Source organism: Roseateles sp. FW301-B2 (assembly GCF_058788955.1).
This window is the reverse complement of sequence record NZ_JBYTBE010000001.1, coordinates 11146-29570: the sequence shown is the minus strand read 5'-3', so window position 1 is coordinate 29570 and position 18425 is coordinate 11146. Positions and strand designations below refer to the sequence as shown.

13 protein-coding genes, 2 tRNA genes and 1 riboswitch are annotated in these 18425 nt (G+C 64.3%); of the genes, 14 read left to right on the top strand and 1 reads right to left on the bottom strand.

The window, feature by feature from the left end:
- The first annotated feature begins 86 nt into the window (after positions 1 to 86).
- From AC3WQY_RS00130 to AC3WQY_RS00075, 12 genes are all read left to right on the top strand, one after another.
- Complete coding sequence (locus tag AC3WQY_RS00130) at positions 87 to 854, top strand: sulfite exporter TauE/SafE family protein (RefSeq protein WP_492704818.1); 768 nt, start codon at positions 87 to 89, stop codon at positions 852 to 854.
- A 17-nt stretch (positions 855 to 871) separates the two neighbouring features.
- Positions 872 to 2596 (top strand): nitrite/sulfite reductase, encoded by a 1725-nt coding sequence (locus tag AC3WQY_RS00125; protein WP_492704816.1) that lies wholly within the window; start codon positions 872 to 874, stop codon positions 2594 to 2596.
- 16 nt (positions 2597 to 2612) lie between these two features.
- Positions 2613 to 3104, top strand: a complete 492-nt coding sequence (locus AC3WQY_RS00120; protein ID WP_492704814.1) for a DUF934 domain-containing protein — start codon at positions 2613 to 2615, stop codon at positions 3102 to 3104.
- Positions 3101 to 3907, top strand: a complete 807-nt coding sequence (locus tag AC3WQY_RS00115) for a phosphoadenylyl-sulfate reductase (protein ID WP_492704812.1) — start codon at positions 3101 to 3103, stop codon at positions 3905 to 3907. The genes AC3WQY_RS00120 and AC3WQY_RS00115 overlap by 4 nt, the downstream gene beginning before the upstream one ends.
- Complete coding sequence (gene cysD / locus AC3WQY_RS00110) at positions 3904 to 4863, top strand: sulfate adenylyltransferase subunit CysD (RefSeq protein ID WP_492704810.1); 960 nt, start codon at positions 3904 to 3906, stop codon at positions 4861 to 4863. Before AC3WQY_RS00115 ends, cysD begins: the two co-directional genes overlap by 4 nt.
- Positions 4863 to 6161: a sulfate adenylyltransferase subunit 1 gene (locus AC3WQY_RS00105; RefSeq protein ID WP_492704808.1), complete on the top strand. Its 1299-nt coding sequence runs from the start codon at positions 4863 to 4865 to the stop codon at positions 6159 to 6161. The genes cysD and AC3WQY_RS00105 overlap by 1 nt, the downstream gene beginning before the upstream one ends.
- A 10-nt stretch (positions 6162 to 6171) precedes the next feature.
- Complete coding sequence (gene cobA / locus AC3WQY_RS00100; RefSeq protein ID WP_285233102.1) at positions 6172 to 6936, top strand: uroporphyrinogen-III C-methyltransferase; 765 nt, start codon at positions 6172 to 6174, stop codon at positions 6934 to 6936.
- Between the two features lie 70 nt (positions 6937 to 7006).
- Complete coding sequence (gene fdxA / locus AC3WQY_RS00095) at positions 7007 to 7330, top strand: ferredoxin FdxA (RefSeq protein ID WP_285233103.1); 324 nt, start codon at positions 7007 to 7009, stop codon at positions 7328 to 7330.
- A gap of 43 nt (positions 7331 to 7373) precedes the next feature.
- Positions 7374 to 8480 (top strand): NAD(P)/FAD-dependent oxidoreductase, encoded by a 1107-nt coding sequence (locus AC3WQY_RS00090; RefSeq protein WP_285233104.1) that lies wholly within the window; start codon positions 7374 to 7376, stop codon positions 8478 to 8480.
- A 73-nt stretch (positions 8481 to 8553) separates the two neighbouring features.
- A riboswitch (TPP riboswitch) is annotated at positions 8554 to 8656 on the top strand.
- 50 nt (positions 8657 to 8706) lie between these two features.
- Positions 8707 to 10842, top strand: a complete 2136-nt coding sequence (locus tag AC3WQY_RS00085) for a TonB-dependent siderophore receptor (RefSeq protein ID WP_492704805.1) — start codon at positions 8707 to 8709, stop codon at positions 10840 to 10842.
- A 36-nt stretch (positions 10843 to 10878) separates the two neighbouring features.
- Positions 10879 to 10954 (top strand) — tRNA-Asn (locus tag AC3WQY_RS00080).
- A 64-nt stretch (positions 10955 to 11018) separates the two neighbouring features.
- Positions 11019 to 11094, top strand: a tRNA-Asn gene (locus tag AC3WQY_RS00075).
- A gap of 92 nt (positions 11095 to 11186) precedes the next feature.
- On the opposite strand, the gene AC3WQY_RS00070 is transcribed toward AC3WQY_RS00075, so the two are convergent.
- Complete coding sequence (locus AC3WQY_RS00070) at positions 11187 to 12668, bottom strand: hypothetical protein (RefSeq protein WP_492704803.1); 1482 nt, start codon at positions 12666 to 12668, stop codon at positions 11187 to 11189.
- A gap of 642 nt (positions 12669 to 13310) precedes the next feature.
- On the opposite strand from AC3WQY_RS00070, the gene AC3WQY_RS00065 reads away from it, so the two are divergent.
- Together AC3WQY_RS00065 and AC3WQY_RS00060 are read left to right on the top strand one after the other, a co-directional pair.
- Complete coding sequence (locus tag AC3WQY_RS00065; protein WP_492704801.1) at positions 13311 to 14132, top strand: hypothetical protein; 822 nt, start codon at positions 13311 to 13313, stop codon at positions 14130 to 14132.
- Between the two features lie 13 nt (positions 14133 to 14145).
- Positions 14146 to 18114 (top strand): PKD domain-containing protein, encoded by a 3969-nt coding sequence (locus tag AC3WQY_RS00060; RefSeq protein WP_492704799.1) that lies wholly within the window; start codon positions 14146 to 14148, stop codon positions 18112 to 18114.
- The last annotated feature ends 311 nt before the right edge of the window (positions 18115 to 18425 follow it).

Here is an 18425-nt window from a genome sequence, read left to right as displayed (position 1 = left end):
ACCAATTTGTAGTTCGCATATATAAACAGCCTCACTACAGTCCGGCACCTAGGGTTGCCACCAGGCTAGCCCTCTAAGGAGCGGCTTTGGACTGGACAGCAATTGCAAGCGGATTTGGCGTCGGCGCCATCGTCGGTATCACCGGCGTGGGCGGCGGCTCGCTGATGACGCCCCTGCTGCTCTCGGTCTTCAAGCTGAGCCCGGCACTGGCGATCGGCACCGATCTCTGGTTCGCGGCCCTCACCAAGGTGTCCGGCTCGGTCGCCCATGCCCGCCATGGCCATGTGAAGTGGCGCATCACCGGCCTGCTGCTGGCCGGCAGCATCCCGGCCTCCGTCCTCACGGTGGCGCTGATGCATTTAACCGGCATCACCAAGGGCTGGGCCAGCACCCTGACCTTCTCGCTGGGGATTGCGCTCTTCCTGACCGCCCTGGTGGTGGCCTTCAAGAAATCCTGGCAGGCCGTGGGCCTGCGCCTGGAGCACCACATCCCCGACAGCCGCAAGCCGGCCCTGACGGTGGCCTCGGGCGTCTTGCTGGGGGTGCTGGTCTCGCTCTCCTCGATCGGTGCCGGCGCCATCGGTGCGACCCTGATTCTCTTGATCTACCCGCGCCTGGAAGCCCGCTACATCGTCGGCAGCGACATCGCCCATGCCGTGCCCCTGACCCTGGTGGCCGGCATCGGCCACGCCATGCTGGGCAATGTCGACTGGATCCTGCTCGTTTCCCTGGTGATCGGCTCGGTGCCCGGCATCTGGCTGGGCGCCCAACTCACCCGCCGCCTGCCTGACGGCGTGATCCGCGGCCTGCTGTGCGCATCGCTCCTGATGGCCGGCTGGAAAGTGATCCACTGAATTCCTAAGTTCAAGCCATGTACGCCTACACCGATTTCGACCGCCAGTTCGTGCGCGCCCGCGCCGCCCAGTTCCGCGACCAGCTCGAGCGCAACCTCGCCGGCACCCTGGGCGACGACGAGTTCCGCCCGCTGCGCCTGCAGAACGGCTGGTATGTGCAGCGCCACGCCCCCATGCTGCGCGTGGCCGTGCCCTATGGCGTGCTGAGCAGCACCCAGCTGCGCCAGCTGGCCCGCATCGCACGCGACTACGACCGCGGCTACGGCCACTTCACGACGCGCCAGAACCTGCAATACAACTGGATCCCCCTGCCCAAGGCCGCCGATGTGATGGACCTGCTGGCCGACGTGGACATGCACGGCATCCAGACCAGCGGCAACTGCATCCGCAACATCACCAGCGACGGTCTGGCCGGCGTGGCCCCCGATGAGCTGATCGACCCGCGCCCCTATGCCGAGGTGCTGCGCCAGTGGAGCACCCTGCACCCCGAGTTCGCCTTCCTGCCGCGCAAGTTCAAGATCGCGATCTCCGGCGCCGCCGAGGACCGCGCCGCCATCGCCTGGCACGACATCGGCCTGCAGCTGCTGAGGAACGAGGCCGGCGAGATCGGCTTCAAGGTGCTGGTGGGTGGCGGCATGGGCCGCACCCCCATCATCGGCCAGGTCATCAGCGAGTTCCTGCCCTGGCAGCAGATCCTCGTCTACATCGAGGCGATCGTGCGCGTCTACAACCGCTACGGCCGCCGCGACAACGCCTACAAGGCCCGCATCAAGATCCTCGTGAAGGCCGAGGGCCAGGCCTTCTTCGACGACGTGAATGCCGAGTTCGCCAAGATCCTGCAGGACGACCCGGCCGGCCATGAGCACCTGATCCCGCAGGCCGAGCTGGACCGCGTGGCGGCCAGCTTCATCGTGCCGGCCGCCGTGCAGGCCGTGCCCGGCGTGGACATCTTCGCGGGCGTGCAGGCCGGTGCTCAAGGTGTGGCATACCGGCGCTGGCTGGAGCGCAATGTGCATGGCCATCGTCTGAGCGGCTACCGTGCCGTGACGCTCTCGCTCAAGCATGTGGGCATCGCCCCCGGCGACGCCACCGAGCAGCAGATGGACGCCGCCGCCGCCATCGCCGACCAGTTCAGCCAGGGCGAGCTGCGCGTCACGCACGACCAGAACCTGCTGCTGCCCTGGGTACGCGAAAGCGATCTGCCGGCGGTGTTCGAGGCCGCCAAGGCGAACGGCTTTGCCACCCCCAATATCGGCCTGCTGACCGACATGATCGCCTGCCCCGGCGGCGACTTCTGCGCGCTGGCGAATGCCCGCTCGATCCCGGTGGCCGAGGACATCACCCAGCGCTTCCAGGATCTGGACGAGCTCTACGATATCGGCGACATCGACCTGCACATCAGCGGCTGCATCAACAGCTGCGGCCACCACCACAGCGGCCATATCGGCATCCTCGGCGTCGACAAGGACGGCAAGGAGTGGTACCAGGTCTCGCTGGGCGGCTCCGACGGCTCCTCCCTCTCCGGCGCTGCCGTGCCCGGCAAGGTGATCGGCCCCTCCTTCGCCGCCGACGAGGTGGGCGACGTGATCGAAGCCATCGTGCAGACCTACCGCAGCCAGCGCAACAGCGGCGAGCGCTTCATCGACACCGTCAAGCGCGTGGGCCCGCTGCCCTTCAAGGATGCCGCCAACGCCGTGCGCTCCTCCACCGCTGCGCCCGCTGCTGCCGATGCCGCCGCCTGATCAAGAGAAGTCCACCATGAAATTCATCGACACCCACCACGACCAATGGCATCGCTGCGCCGGCGAGGATGGCCCGGTCTCGCACCCCGCCGCCGCCGACCACCTGCTGCTGAGCCTGGAGCAATGGCATGCGGTGCGCGACACCTGGCCCGCCAACCTGGCCGTGGGCGTGCAATTGCCCAACGACGTTGATGTCGAAGACCTGGCCGCCGACCTGCCGCGTCTGGCCCTGGTGGCGCTGAACTTCCCCAAGTGGGTGGATGGCCGCGCCTACACCCAGGCGCGCCTGCTGCGCGTGCGCCTGCGCTTTGCCGGCGAGATCCGCGCCGTAGGCGAGGTGCTGGTGGACATGGTGCCGCTGCTGGCCCGCACCGGCTTCGATGCCGCCCAGCTGCGCCCCGATCAAAGCACTGAGATCGCCCAGCAGCAGCTGGCCTTCTTCCCACGCCATTACCAGGGCGATGTGAACGAGCCCAAGCCCGTGTTTGCCGACAAGGTGGCGTCATGACGGGCGAAGTCAGCAGCCTGCCAGGCGTGTCGGCCTTGCCGGTGGCAGCGTCGTCGTCGGCCATCGGCCTCTATGCGCGCAAGACCGCGGGCTTTGACGAGCGCCTGGCCCATACCAAGCAGCTGCTGCAGCAGGCCTGGGGCCAGCATGGCGCCCGCCTCTTGCAATCCACCAGCCTGGGCGCCGAGGACATGGTGATAACCGCCCTGATCGCCGAGCTGCAACTGCCCATCGCCGTGGCCACGCTGGACACCGGCCGCCTGCACCCCGAGACCCTCGCGCTGTTGCCGCAGATCGAGGCGCGCTACGGCATCAAGGCCGAGGTGTACGCACCCGTGGCCGATGCGGTGGTGCATTTTGTGCGCGCCCGCGGCCTCGACGCGATGTACGAAAGCCTGGCGCTGCGCAAGGAATGCTGCGGCATCCGCAAGCTGGAGCCGCTCTCGCGCATGCTGAACGGCCGCAGCGCCTGGATCACCGGCCTGCGCCGCGAGCAATCGGCCAATCGCGCCGAGGTGCCCGACACCGAGCTGGACGCGCAAGGCCGCGTCAAGGTCAATGCCCTGGCGGACTGGAGCTGGGCCGATGTCTGGTACTTCATCTCCACGTTCGAGGTGCCTTACAACGTGCTGCACGACCAGTTCATGCCCAGCATCGGCTGTGCGCCCTGCACCCGTGCCATCGCGGTGGGCGAGGACTTCCGCGCCGGCCGCTGGTGGTGGGAAGACGAGAACGCCAAGGAATGCGGCCTGCACAAGGCGCATTCAAATGAGGAATTGAAGGAATCGGGAGCCACGGCATGAACGCCCCTGTGAATCTGAACAAACTGCTGCCCACGGTGGACCAGCGCCACCTGGACCATCTGGAAGAAGAAGCCATCTTCATCCTGCGCGAAGTGGCCGCGGCCTTCGAGCGCCCGGCCCTGCTGTTCTCGGGCGGCAAGGATTCCTGCGTGGTGCTGCGCCTGGCCGAGAAGGCCTTCAAGCAGCGCGTGGCCGGCAACGAGTTCAAGGGCAAGCTGCCCTTCCCGCTGGTGCATGTGGACACCGGCCACAACTTCCCCGAGGTGATTGCCTTCCGTGACCAGCGCGCCGCCGAGATGGGCGAGCGCCTGATCGTGGCGCATATGGACGACTCGATCAAACGCGGCACTGTGCGCCTCGCCCATCCGCTGGAGTCGCGCAACGGCCACCAGACGGTGACGCTCTTGGAAGCCATCGAGGAACACCGCTTCGACGTGCTGATCGGCGGCGCCCGCCGCGACGAGGAAAAGGCGCGCGCCAAGGAGCGCATCTTCAGCCACCGCGACAGCTTCGGCCAATGGCAGCCCAAGGAGCAGCGCCCCGAGTTGTGGAACCTGTTCAACACCCGCATCCGCCCGGGCGAGCATTTCCGTGCCTTCCCGATCAGCAACTGGACCGAACTGGACGTGTGGCTCTACCTGGCCCGCGAGAACATTCCGCTGCCCAGCCTCTACTACGCGCATGAGCGTTCCATCATCCGCCGCAAGGGCCTCTTGGTGCCGCTCACCGAGGTGACCCCGCTTGAGCCCGGCGAGCAGGTGGAGAGCGCCACCGTGCGCTTTCGCACCGTGGGCGACATGACCTGCACCTGCCCGGTGGAGAGCGACGCCGCCAACGCCAGCGACATCGTCGCCGAGACCCTCACCGTGACGGTGAGCGAGCGCGGCGCCACCCGCATGGACGACCGAACATCCGACGCTTCGATGGAGCGCCGCAAGAAAGAGGGCTATTTCTGATGAGCGCCGCACTGAACTCCGTCGTCCACGAACAAGACGTGGACACCCAGCACCGCGCGCTGCGCTTCCTCACCGCCGGCAGCGTCGACGACGGCAAGAGCACCCTGATCGGCCGCCTGCTGTTCGACAGCCGCGCCATCCTGGCCGACCAGCTCGATACGCTGGAGAAGCGCGCCGCCGGTGCGCCCATCGACCTCTCCCTACTGACCGACGGCCTGGAGGCCGAGCGCGAGCAGGGCATCACCATCGACGTGGCCTACCGCTACTTCGCCACCAAGACGCGCAAGTTCATCATTGCGGATGCGCCCGGCCATGAGCAGTACACGCGCAATATGGTCACCGCCGCCGCCGGCAGCGATGCCGCCGTGGTGCTGGTGGACATCACCAAGCTCAAGCTCGACGACGCCGAAGTGACGCTGCTGCCGCAGACGCGCCGCCACAGCCTGCTGGCCCATCTGCTGCGCGTGCCCAGCATCGTGTTCGCGATCAACAAGATCGATGCGCTGGACGCACCCGCTGAGGGTTATGCCAAGGTCAGCGCGGCGCTGCGCAAGTTCGCGCAGGCGGCCGGTATCGAAGTGACGGCCATCGTGCCCGTCTCGGCCCTGCGTGGCGACAACGTGACCCAGCCGCTGGACGCCGACTGGTACGACGGCCCCTCGCTGCTGCAGGTGCTGGAAGGCCTGCCCACGGTGCAGGAGAAGGTCGAGGGCCAGCTCTTGATCCCGGTGCAATACGTCGCCACCAATGGCGAGGGCACCGGCCACCAACCGCGCACCCTGTGGGGTCGCATCGCCCACGGCCAGGTGCAGGCGGGCGACGAAGTGCAGATCCTGCCCAGCGGCCAGACCGCAAAAGTGGCCGAGGTGCGCAAGGCCGGCGAGACGGTGGCGCATGGCGTGGCGGGCGAATCTGCCGGCCTGCTGCTGGACCGCCAGCTGGACGTGAGCCGCGGCGACTGGATCGTCACCCCCGGCAGCAGCACGCCCCGGCAGAGCTTCGAGGCCACGTTGGCCTGGCTGGACACCGAACCCGCCGTGGTGGGCCGCAAGTACTGGGTGCGCCATGGCAACCGCTGGGTACAGGCGCGCATCAGCGCGATCGAGCACCGGCTGGACGTCAACAGCCTGGCCGAGGCCGAGGCGCATGAACTGGCCGTCAACGAGATCGGCCATGTGCGCATCGAGCTGCAGGCCGCGCTGCCGGTGGAGCCCTACACGGCCAACCGCGTCGGCGGCGCGCTGATCGTGGTGGACCCCAGCAGCAACCGCACCAGCGGTGCGCTGCTGGTCAGGTAAGCAAGAAGCCATGGGCAAGGTCATCTTCGTCAGCGCCGGCCCCGGGGCCGCCGACCTCATCACCCTGCGCGGCGCGCGTGCGCTGCAGCAGGCCGACGTGGTGCTGTTCGACGCCCTCACCGACCCGGCCTTGCGCGAGTTCGCCCCCCAGGCCCTGTGGCTAGACGTGGGCAAGCGCGGCTTCTGCGACTCCACCGCCCAGACCGCCATCAACGCGGCGCTGGTGAAGCAGGCGCAGGAACACGCCCTGGTGGTACGCCTCAAGGGCGGCGATGCCAGCATCTTCGGCCGGCTGGAAGAAGAGCTGCTGGCGCTGGCCGAAGCGGGCATCGCCAGCGAGGTGGTGCCCGGCGTGACCGCGGCGATTGCCGCCGCCGCCCAGCTGCAGCGCCCGCTGACGCGCCGCGGCCTGGGCCGCAGCGTCAGCCTGACCACCGCGATGACCAAGGATGGCGACCTGCAGGCGCTCAAGAGCGCCGACACCGAGGTCTTCTACATGGCCGGCCGCCAGCTGGCCGCGCTGGGCCGCAAGCTGCTGGAAGCCGGCTGGCCGGCCGACACGCCGGTGGCGGTGGTGTCGCGCGCCGGCTGCGCCGATGCGCTGGCCAGCGACACCCAAGTGTCCGGCCTTGCCGCCGCGGCCATGCTGCACCGCGGCCGGCCCACCGTGGTGACGGTGGGCGCGGGCGCCAAGGCCCTGCCCCAGGCCGCTCCCAAGGAACAAAAGCCCTCGCTTGCGCGCCGTCAACGCCAGCACCAGAGCTTGAACGATTAAAATCCGCGCTTTGCCGTCAATGGGGAGTTCCATTGACGTCCCAGGGCCCTTAAAATATCAGAGCTGCTCCATGACCCACGTCGTCCTCGAATCGTGCATCCGCTGCAAGTACACCGACTGCGTCGATGTCTGCCCGGTCGACTGCTTCCGCGAAGGCCCCAACTTCCTCACCATCGACCCCGATGAGTGCATCGACTGCGCGGTGTGCATCCCCGAGTGCCCGGTGAACGCCATCGTGCCCGAGGAAGATGTGCCGGGCAACCAGCAGCACATGATCAAGATCAATGCCGATCTGGCCAAGAAATGGCCCAGCATCACCAAGCGCAAGGGCTCGCTGCCCGACGCCGACGAGTGGAAAGACCGGACCGACAAGCTGTCCGAGCTGATTCGCTGAACGACTTTCGTCCCCTGCCCCTTTGTCTGGGGCCCTGACCTCCATGGAAAACCAAGTGACACACGCTGCCTCCAATGCCGGCCACGCCGGCGTGATCGAAACCGATGCCGTCATCGTTGGCGCGGGCCCCGTCGGCCTGTTCCAGGTGTTCGAACTCGGCCTGCTGGAGATCAAGGCCCACATCATCGACTCGCTCGCCTACCCGGGCGGCCAGTGCATCGAGCTCTACCCCGACAAGCCCATCTACGACATCCCGGCCGTGCCCGTGTGCACCGGCAAGGAGCTGACCGACAACCTGATGAAGCAGATCGAGCCCTTTGGCGCGACCTTCCATCTGGGCCAGGAAGTCACCACCGTCGAGAAGCAGGACGACGGCCGTTTCTTCGTCGCCACCTCCAAGGGCACGCAGTTCCTCACCAAGACCATCTTCATCGCCGGCGGCGTGGGCTCGTTCCAGCCGCGCACCCTGAAGGTGGAAGGCCTGGACAAGTACGAAGGCAGCCAGGTGCACTACCGCGTGCGCAACCCGGCGCAGTTCGCCGGCAAGAACATCATCGTGATCGGTGGTGGCGACTCGGCACTCGACTGGGCGCTGAACTTCTGCGCCGGCAATGAGGACGGCAGCGCCAACAAGGCCGAGAGCGTGATCCTGGTGCACCGCCGCGACGGCTTCCGTGCCGCGCCGGCCAGCGTGGCCAAGATGAAGGAGCTGTGCGACAACTACGAGATGCAGTTCATCGTCGGCCAGGTCACCGACATCGACGAGGGCGACGAGGTGCTGAAGGGCGTGAAGGTCACCGGCGGTGACGGCGTCACCCGCGTCGTGCCCTGCGACCAGGTGCTGGTGTTCTTCGGCCTCAGCCCCAAGCTGGGCCCGATCGCCGAATGGGGCCTGGCGTTGGAGCGCAAGCAGATCGTCGTCGACACCGAGAAGTTCGAAACCAGCACCCCGGGCATCTTTGCCGTGGGCGACGTGAACACCTATCCGGGCAAGAAGAAGCTGATCCTCTCGGGCTTCCACGAGGCCGCGCTGGCCGCCTTTGCCGCCGCGCCCTACATCTTCCCCGAGAAGCGCATCCACCTGCAGTACACCACCACCAGCCCCAAGCTGCACAAGGTGCTGGGCGTGGAAACGCCGGTGTTCGACTGAGCACCGGCTGTTGCGCCAACACAAGGCCCGCTCAAGCAGCGGGCTTTTTGTTTTCACGGGCCGATAGAATGCGGCTCTTCGCTAGGGGTGCTGGCTCATCAGATGAGCCGGCTGAGATAACACCCTTTGAACCTGACTGAGGTAATCCTCGCGCAGGGAAGCAAGTCAGCAAGAGGGCCTCGCAGCCCCGTCTGTTTTGCCGCCCTGCCATCGAATGAGTAGGACGATGGCACATTCATTTCATTTCTCCCGTATCGCAATCGCCAGCGCCGCCGCGCTGAGCTGTGGGCTGAGCCTGGCCCAATCCTCCACCAGCCTGCCCACCGTCACCGTGAGCGGTCGCAACGCCGACGCGCCGGTTGGCATCGGCGGCTTTGGCGAGACGCCGGTGGCGCGCCTGCCGCTGCAGGCCAGCCTCATCAATGCCGAGCGCCTGGCCGACGCCGGCCTCAGCAGCCTGGCCGGCATCACCAGCCTGGACGCCAGCATCGGCGACGCCTACAACGCGGCCGGCTATGTGTCCTACCTGAAGATTCGCGGCTTCGACCTGGACAACCGCTTCAACTACCGCCGTGACGGCCTGCCCATCAACGCCGAGACCGCGCTGGCGCTCGGCAACAAGGCCGGCATCGAGGTGCTGAAGGGCACCAGCGGCATCCAGTCGGGCACCAGCTCGCCCGGCGGCCTGGTGAACCTGCTGGTGAAGCGCCCCACCGCGAACCTGCTCAACGTCAGCCTCGGCTTCAGCGAGCGAGGCACGACCGAGGCAGCACTGGACTGGAGCCAGCGCTTCGGCAGCGGCGAGGCCTTTGGCCTGCGCGTGAATGCCAGCGCGGCCGAGCTGCGCCCCGAGCTCTACAGCGCCCATGGCCAGCGCCGCCTGCTGGCGGTGGCCGGCGACTGGCGCCTCGGCGCCGACAGCCTGCTGGAAGCCGAATTCGAGCTCAACCGCCAGTCGCAGCCCAGCCAGCCCGGCTTCAGCCTGCTGGGCAACCGTCTGCCCGATGCCAAGACCATCGACCCGCGCACCAACCTCAACAACCTGCCCTGGACGCTGCCGGTGGTATTCGACAACAGCCATGCCTCGCTGCGCTGGCAGCAACGCCTGAACGCCGACTGGCGTGCGCAAGCGCATTGGGGCGCCCAGCGGCTCAAGAGCGACGACCGCCTCGCCTACGCCTATGGCTGCTCGAACGAGAACAACTACGACCGCTATTGCAGCAACGGCGACTTCGACCGCTACGACTTCCGCAGCGAGGGCGAGCGCCGCAACAGCGATGCCCTGGACCTCTCGCTGGCCGGCAAGTTCAGCACCGCCGGCCTGCGGCACGAGCTCAGCACGGGCCTGCTGTTCAGCCGCTATGAGGCACGCTTCAATCGCCAGGCCTACAACTGGTCGGGCGTGGGCAATATCTACCAGGACGTGGTCACGCCGGCCGACCCCAGCCTGACCGACGAGAACACCAACCGCGACGAGCGCAGCACCGAGCTCTATCTGCGCGATGCCGTGCAGCTGGGCGCCGATTGGCAGGCCTGGGCCGGCCTGCGCCATACCCGGCTGCACCGTGAATCGGTGCGCACCGATGGGTCGCGCGCCACCGACTACAAGCAGTCCTTCACCACACCCTGGCTGGGCCTGAGCTACACCCTGGCCGCCGAGCTGATGGCCTATGGCAGCTGGGGCGAAGGCATCGAGTCCGAAGTGGTGCCCAATCGCAGCCGCTATGCCAATGCCGGCCAGGCCCTGCCGGCGCTGCGCAGCCGCCAGTTCGAGCTGGGCCTGAAGGCCGGCTCCAGCACGGTGGACTGGTCGCTCGCCTGGTTCGACATCCGCAAGCCCGAATGGCGCGACATCGGCAGCTGCGACGACACCGCCACCTGCACCCGCCAGGCGGACGGCAGATCCCACCATCGCGGCGTCGAAGCCCAGGCCGACATCAAATGGGCCGGCGGCGGCCTGCTTGCCAGCGCCATGAAGCTCAAGGCGCGCACCGAGGGCAGCTCGATAGCCGGCCTGGATGCGCTCAAGCGCCCCAACGTGGCCGAGACCTCGATCAAGCTCAATGCCCGCCAGCGCCTTGCCGCACTGCCCGGCCTGCAACTGAACGCCGGCCTCGTCTACGAGGGCCCGCGCGCGGCCCTGCCGGACAACAGCATCAGCATTCCCGGCTGGCTGCGCCTGGATGCCGGCCTGCGCTACGAGCAGGCCCTCGGCCAGCGCCAGCTGCTGACCTGGCGCCTGGGCGTGGACAACCTCACCGACAAGCGCGCCTGGCGCGAATCGCCCTACCAGTACGAGCACAGCTACCTCTACCCGCTGGCGCCGCGCACCTGGCGCGCAAGTTTGGAATACAGCTTGTAAGGTTCCAAAAATTCAGTCTATAATGCGAGGCTCTGTTCCTCGATAGCTCAGTTGGTAGAGCGCCGGACTGTTAATCCGTAGGTCCCTGGTTCGAGCCCAGGTCGAGGAGCCACAGAATTTGGAAGCCGCTTCGGTATCCGTAGCGGCTTTCCTTTGAAGTCTTAGTACCGATCAATTCCTCGATAGCTCAGTCGGTAGAGCGCCGGACTGTTAATCCGTAGGTCCCTGGTTCGAGCCCAGGTCGAGGAGCCAGATAGAAAAGCCCCGCAGGTGAAAGCTTGCGGGGCTTTTTCTTTGACCGTGCTCGGACTGGCCAAAGCAACCAATCTCACCAGACCGCCCAGTCACTCACCGAGAATCGCCTGAAATATCAAGGGCCGACTTCGCCGCATACCATCAAGCACATTGCCCTGTCCGCGCGTCGCCTCGCGTAATTCCTTGCGTGCAAGCCGCTTCAATGCCTCGCCCTCTTGCCCTGTGGCGACTTCTGCTCCGAAGCGCCACAGGTTGACGCAGGCGAAGATGATCTGACGAAGCTCCGTCAGATGCTTGGCTTCTCGCAACGTCGACTGATAGAACTCCGGCCGTGCAAGCGGAAAGCGCTCGAAGCTCAATACCGCATTGAACTCTGCGCGCCGCTCGGGATGGTCCAACCACAAGTTGCTGACGAACAGTTGGTCCCAGACACTGTCCTTGCCAACCATGAAGTCATCGCGAATCTGCAGACCCAAGCGATAGGCTTCAAAGGCCCTGACCACCGCATTGCCGTCCCCACAATCGTGCAACGAGGCCTGTATCAGTCCAAGGTTGAAGGCATAGTTTTCTGCTGCTTCATGATCCGACAGGCTGATGGCCCAATACAGTGCGGAGCTGCCGCTCTTCCATGCCTCTCGAAGCTGGCTGTGCGCCGACTCGACACCCCCCCGCTCCAAGTCGGACAGCGCCGCGCGGCGAGCTACAAGTGCCTCGAGGTTGGCCGATTCACCCAGCACACGAGGATCTGGATATGTCAGCAGTTCCGCTGGAACCTCCCCCGGATCACGCGCACCGAAGCCTAGCGGGTCGCTGTCATAGACAATGCGACGCTGCAATTGGCGGCCAAGCGCATACTGACTGGGGTCCGGAAACCCGCGCCGACGAGCACGCCTAGCCACAAGGGCAGCCAACTCCGCTGCCTCGCCGTAGCGCCCACATCGCTTCAGCACGCGCGCCAGCCGCAGTTCCAGCACCCCGCAAATTTCATGTGTCAAGCAACCAAGCTGAAGCGCCGACCGCAGCATCCGCTCGGCGTCGCGGAGACGGCCTTCCGCGCTCAAGCGGTCCGCAGCCATCGCCAAGGCCGCGACACGCAACGCATCGCTGTCCGACTCGCTGATCATCGCCAGACCTGCTTGGGTCTCGGCATGGCAGGGTGCCACGATGGCGGCCTTCGCCAACAAGGCACCGCCACCATCATCCGCTAACGAGGATACATCGTCGCACTGACCAAGCGCCCACTGCTCGCCTGATTGTGGTGACCAGCGCCAGGGCCCTATCGTCTGGTGGCGCGGCGCGCACAAGACTCGAGACCTGAACGCGCCTTCGCCCAGCAGCGCATCCGTCAATATCGCCAGTTGCGCGAACAAGCGCCGAATCCCTGTCCGATCAAGCGGCGTACGCTGCCCGGCCGAACGCAGTGCCGCCTGCAGTTGCGCGGCAGTGATGGCGTCCGGCGCCGCACGCACAAGCTCACTCAACGCCAGGCACTCATAACGGCCGCGGCCATAGACCCATCCGCCGGCCGCCCTGGCGCGGTTCCTCCCCGGATCTAAAACGACCTGAATCATCTGCTCTCCCTGCAAGCATCGCGACAGCAAGCCACTCTGCCCGCCATCCGCTCGCGCGACACAAATGACACTATATGGTTCGCGAAAGCCGTGCAATGCTGGAAAGACCGTAACGGATCTAACACTCAGAAAGGTTGGACACATGCCCTGGTCAATTCGCCCGCTGCGTGCGCTCGCCGGCATGTTTCGCACTGCGCAGGCGAACGCCGCTGTCATTCAGAGCGTCTGCAGGCATTTGAGTAGCGTCACTTGGGGCACTAAGCTCGAGGTCACCCAAGTGCGATGTGCAAGAGCAAGTGCACAGGCGTGCAGATCGGGCACATCCTGTCCGACCTCCCGGCCTTGCCCGGAGAGATGACTGCAGCAGCGGCACGAGCAACGTTCCATGCCACCCGCGGCAAGGCGTCTGTCAACAGACCGCATGCTGGATGGACGACCGACCGTGATTTGACCAATCAGCCAAGGGGCCCAGCACGCTCGTACTGGACTTGTCGGCGCGGCAATGGCGCGGTACCAAGCAAGACCATTGACCGCGCCTGCCCACCTGCAGCGATGGCCTGCGATTCCTTCGAGACGCGCCTACATAGCCTAAGCTCTTTCAAACCAGAACAGGAGTTCGGTCCAATGTGCCGCGCAAGATTCATGATGCTGGGCCTAGCGCTGCTCCAGGCACTGGCTGCACACTGCCAACCAATGCCGCAGTCGACAGAAGCAGCAACTGCGCTGTCGAACATGCGGCTCCTGGTCGGACCGGTTGCAACAGCGTTGCGCTACGAAGAAGACGATGCCGCGGGCCTGGTCACCCAAGGCCCCCTCGATTCGGAGCGCGGAACCATCCACGGGACGCAAGTGCGGCTGCGCTGGACGCGCCTGGCGCGCAAGGACGAGGCTGTTCCCTCCGTGCTGTTTGAACTGGGCCTGCGGCGCGAAAAGGGCAATTCCGCCTACCAGGGGTACTTGCAAGCCGGCGCCTCGTTGCAGCCCTACCGGGCTCGGTCCAGCGAACGCTTCGCGGGCGTTGACGTACGCCTTGGCGTCCCTCTCGCCGCTGATGGTCCTGTGAAACTGGTCCCGTATGCCAGGTATGGCAGTGAGCAATGGGAGCGCGGCCTGACCCAATACAGCGAGCATTTTCACTGGCGCAGCAGCGCGATTGGCGCGCTGATCCAAGCGCATCTGACGCCGCGATTGCAGGTGGAATTCGACTTGGCGCTGGGCCGGATTGCCGATGCCGGCATAGAGGTGCCCAGTCTGAACTTTGCAAGCCATTTGCCGGGCCGCCGCCAGCGTCAGGTCGGCGCATCCTTGCTCCAGGCATTAGGCGCAGGGATCCTGGTCCAGTGCAGCGCGCTGCGCGAAACGCACGCCGCGGGCCAGTCATCCGCCGACTCGGCGGGGATTGTTGAACCGCCGAGCAGAACCCGGCGTACCCGACTGTCTATCGCCTTCGGATACGAATACTAAGAAGGGAGAAAGCATGATGTCTGAGAACCGTCAGCTTGCGCACGCACTTGCAGCATTCGTTTTGGCCGCACTGGCCGCTTGCGGCGGCTCTGGAAGCAGTGGTGCAGATACTGGTGGCGATGCCGGCAACAGCCCTACGCCAGTTCCCCCCGTGCTGGTTGAGGCGCCTGCCCCGCTAACGGCCAAGCTGGTGGAGCTCTCCTCCAGCGAGGCCGGTGTTGCCACGGCCAGTTGGCTGCCAGCCTCGGAGGACGCCGCCACTATGGCGGCGGCGGTATATGAGCTGCATGCCAATCCACAGCAGAACGACTTTGTCCCATCCAGCCAGACCCTGAAGTTCCGCGGAAGCAGCTTGTCAGCCAAGATCACGGGTTTGACCGCTGGTATTTCACATGGCTTCAAGTTGGTCGCCGAAGCCAATGGCAGGCGGGTCGTCGGTGACCTAATGAGCGTTCGCGTCTCCGACACAGCGCCAAATTCGGTCATCGCACCGGTGACGACACTGAGCGCCAATCAGATCCGTTCCGTGGATGCTGCGGGCACCAGCGTAACGCTAGAAGCCGGTGTTGCCGTGCCGGCACCGGGCAGCTACCTGGCATCAGACCGCAATGAGGGCTTCCTGCTGCGCGTGATGAGCGCACAGAAAATTGCAGACGGCTTGATCCAGGTGGCGACCCAGCGTGCCTCGCTGAGCGAGGTGCTGCCTCGGATGAGCCTGTCCTCTGTCGTGGCCATCCCGGGCGTGCCGCAGCCGGCGCAGTTGAACCAGTTGGGGGTTGTCGTGAAGCAAGCGGCGCAGGGCAGTAGTGTGAATTGGCCGCAAACGGGATTCACGCTGTCGAGCGTCGCCCCGAAACAGCCCCAAATGCCATTGTTGAACGTGTCAGCACGGCAGCTTGGCGTAATCGATTCCAGCCAACTCGCCCTGAGCAAGGAGGTCACCGCGATAAAGGGTGACTGGGGCTATATGAGCGCCCCGAAAAGCGTCGCCGTCGCTGCTGGGATCGAGGGCAAGCCGAATTTCCAGGTTCTGCTAGGCGTGACCAATATGCAGATTTCGGCCTGCCGTTTTGACATTATCGGTGATAGCAGCCATAAAGATCTTGCTGGCACGATAGGCGGTGTCGACAACCCGTTGGTCTATTTGAACCCAAAGAATGTCGCGCCGGGAAAATACACCATCGTCTTCATTGCCTATCTTGGCAACAAACAAGATGGCTGCGCAAATACGGACTGGATCGAAGCCCCGCAACTGTCGATCGATATCGTCGTCACCAGTGGCAGCGAGCAGTTCAGTCAGGCCGAGTCGGCTTTTTCGTTTGCGGGCAACGTAAATATTGAAAACACACTCGCATTCCAGTTCGATCCTACCCTGAAACTTGATCTTAATTTGCCGGGCAACGCGAGCGTCGGACTCGATGCCATCGTCAACATCAGCCAAACGCTGCACGTGACCGCATCAGGCGAAGGTAAATTAAATCCGCAGTCTCGGACGCTTATCGGGCCCAGGAATTTCACCAAGATATTCTTGGTGAGCGGCGTGCCCGTTGTGCTCAACGGTACGTTCAGGCTTGATTTTGAGATCAGCGGCACGGCTTCCGGCGTGATTAACGCTACCGAGCAGATAAGCATGGGCTATTCCAAGCTCTCTTATACCCTGACCTATGACGAAAATAATCCACAAAAATGGACGATTTCCTCGCAAAGAGAGCCGACTTTCAAGCTCAGCCTGCAAGGCGAAGGCGATGCGGAAGCCAATTTAGAAATCGCGCTGGTGCCGCAACTGCAAGTCGAGGTGTATGGGCTATCGATGATGGGTGTGGCACTTCGGCCAACGCTGAGTGCCTCCGCGGGCTTGCATGCCACCGCGATGGCAATCCAGGATCCCAAGGGAGTGACTAGCGACGCGGACATGTGGTTGACGAAGGCGGAGTTGCAGGGTGGGCTTGATGCTTACGGCTACGCAGATCTCCGCGCCTGGTCCCATGTCTTCAAAACCTTTCCGGAAGGTGCAGTCGCTGATAAATATGAGACTTACAAGTCGATGTCAATCATTGACCAAACTACCATTCTTCGCCTGCCGGAAATGACGGAGCCGGAAATCCTGTGGGGCGACACGCATCCAAAGGACTCGCGCGCCATCCATATCCGGGCCAAGGTGCAGGACTTTGCTTCGCCCTTTAGTTCTTTGTTTGGGCCACCATCCTTCCTGCCCTTCGCTGCCTGGAAGGCACCCAAGGTGATTGCGGGAAACGACGTGGGCTATCGTTGGATAGATCCGCCGGACGGTGGCAGCGGCGAGCGCAATGCCAATGGCCAACATACGAAGGACTACTGGCTCGTCATTGACAAGCCCGGCGTCTACCGCGCGCGCTTTGCTGCTAACAGCGTCATGGGGAACTGGGCACGCCAGGTGGCGCCCGACGTCACCTTGGACATGAGCGACGCCAACAAGGATGGCGTTCCGGACCGTTGGGCCAGCAAGTACAGCAGCAACAACCTGGCCATCTGGCAGGCGGGCGGCGATCCTGCGACCTGGAAGGGACCGAACCAGGCGCCGGCGGCCAGTTTTACCGCCACCGTGAGTGGCTTGACGGTCAACTTCGATGCCTCGGCATCGCGCGACAGCGACGGCAGTATTGCAAGTTACGAATGGGCTTTTGGCGATGGCGGCAGGGCCAGTGGCAAAACCGTCAGTCGTACCTATGCGAAGGGTGGCACTTATTCAGTCAGGCTGGTCGTCACCGATGACAAAGGTGCTTCCAGTGGCAGCAGCCAAGCGATGGTGGTTGGCGCTGCGGGATCACCTACAGTGTCGGCGCTCAGTCCGGGCATGCTGGTAGCCAATGGTGAGAACCAAACCCTGACCATCAATGGGGCCGGCTTTGTGGCTGGCAGCAAGGTGATGTTCCGATGGGGCGTGGGAAACGGTGCGGGAATATGGACCGAATCCAATGCCGCGCCGACCGTGGATTCTGCGAATCAAATTCGGATACCGATGAATCCCGGCAAAGTCACCGACACCATCTACGTGCAGATCTGCAATGGCGCCAGCTGTTCACGTGATGTCGCGAGTGTTCGGGTCATGGTGATGCCGGTCATGACCTCATTAACACCCGGTTCCATGGTTGCCAATGGCGTGCGCCAGGACTTATTGATCAGTGGGAGCGGATTTACCAGTGGAATCACTGGCGTACAGTTCCGTTATGGGACCGGCAGCGCAGCCGGCGCCTGGGGCGATCCGCGCGACGCGACCGTTAGCATCGTCTCGCCTACGCAGATTCGAGTTGCGATGAATCCTGGGTTTGCGGCCGACAACATTGATGTTCGTGTCTGCAATGCCAGCCTCTGCACCGATAGCGTTTCCAGACTTGCGATGACACAACTGCTGCCTATGCTGTCCTCACTGAGCCCCGACAGCATGGTGGCAAATAACACGCGCCAGACCTTGACCATTTCAGGTAATGGATTTGCGAAAGGTCTTAGTGGGGTGCAGTTCCGCTATGGCAGCGGCAGCGGCGCCGGCAACTGGGGCGATCCACGCGACGCGACCGTTGTCAGCATCTCGTCGAACCAAATTCAGGTTTCAATGAATCCCGGCTTGGTCGCTGACAAAATAGACGTGCGTGTTTGCAACTTCAATCTATGCACTAGCGGCAGCGATTCATTGCGGGTGAGCGCTGTGCCCCCGGCGGTCAACTCGGTGAGTCCCGGCTCGATGAATGCCAACGGTGTTCGGCAGAATCTGGATATTTCCGGCGCTGGCTTTGTCAGCGGGATCAGTTATGTCCAATTCAAATGGGGCGTTGGCAGCGGCGCGAACAGCTGGAATACGTCCGGTAGCGCCGCCGTCGTGGATTCTCCAACGCTGATGCATGTTTCAATTAATCCAGGCAGCGTATCGGACATCATTTATGTTCGAGTGTGCAATGCCACCAATTCATGCTCAAGCGGCTCGACATATGTGCAGGTGACCCATTGAATAACAGGCGCCCACCGCCGTCGTATGAATGGGCGGCGAGTTTGACGAACGGTGCAGGTATATTTTTGGGGTGCTGGGGCGTTTCGAACGCCGGTGGGCACTTCTCGAAACCTTCTCACATCGGTCACTCCAGGTGATCCGACCCCTGTCGTTCAATCGCCCGACCCAGAAGCCCCGAGCCATGGCGCCGCTACCACGCCGGGCAGCCGGCCAGCTTTCACGGCCAGTTCGCGCACGAACTGTTAATCCGTAGGTCCCTGGTTCGAGCCCAGGTCGAGGAGCCAAACAAGAAGCCCCCAGCATCGCAAGAC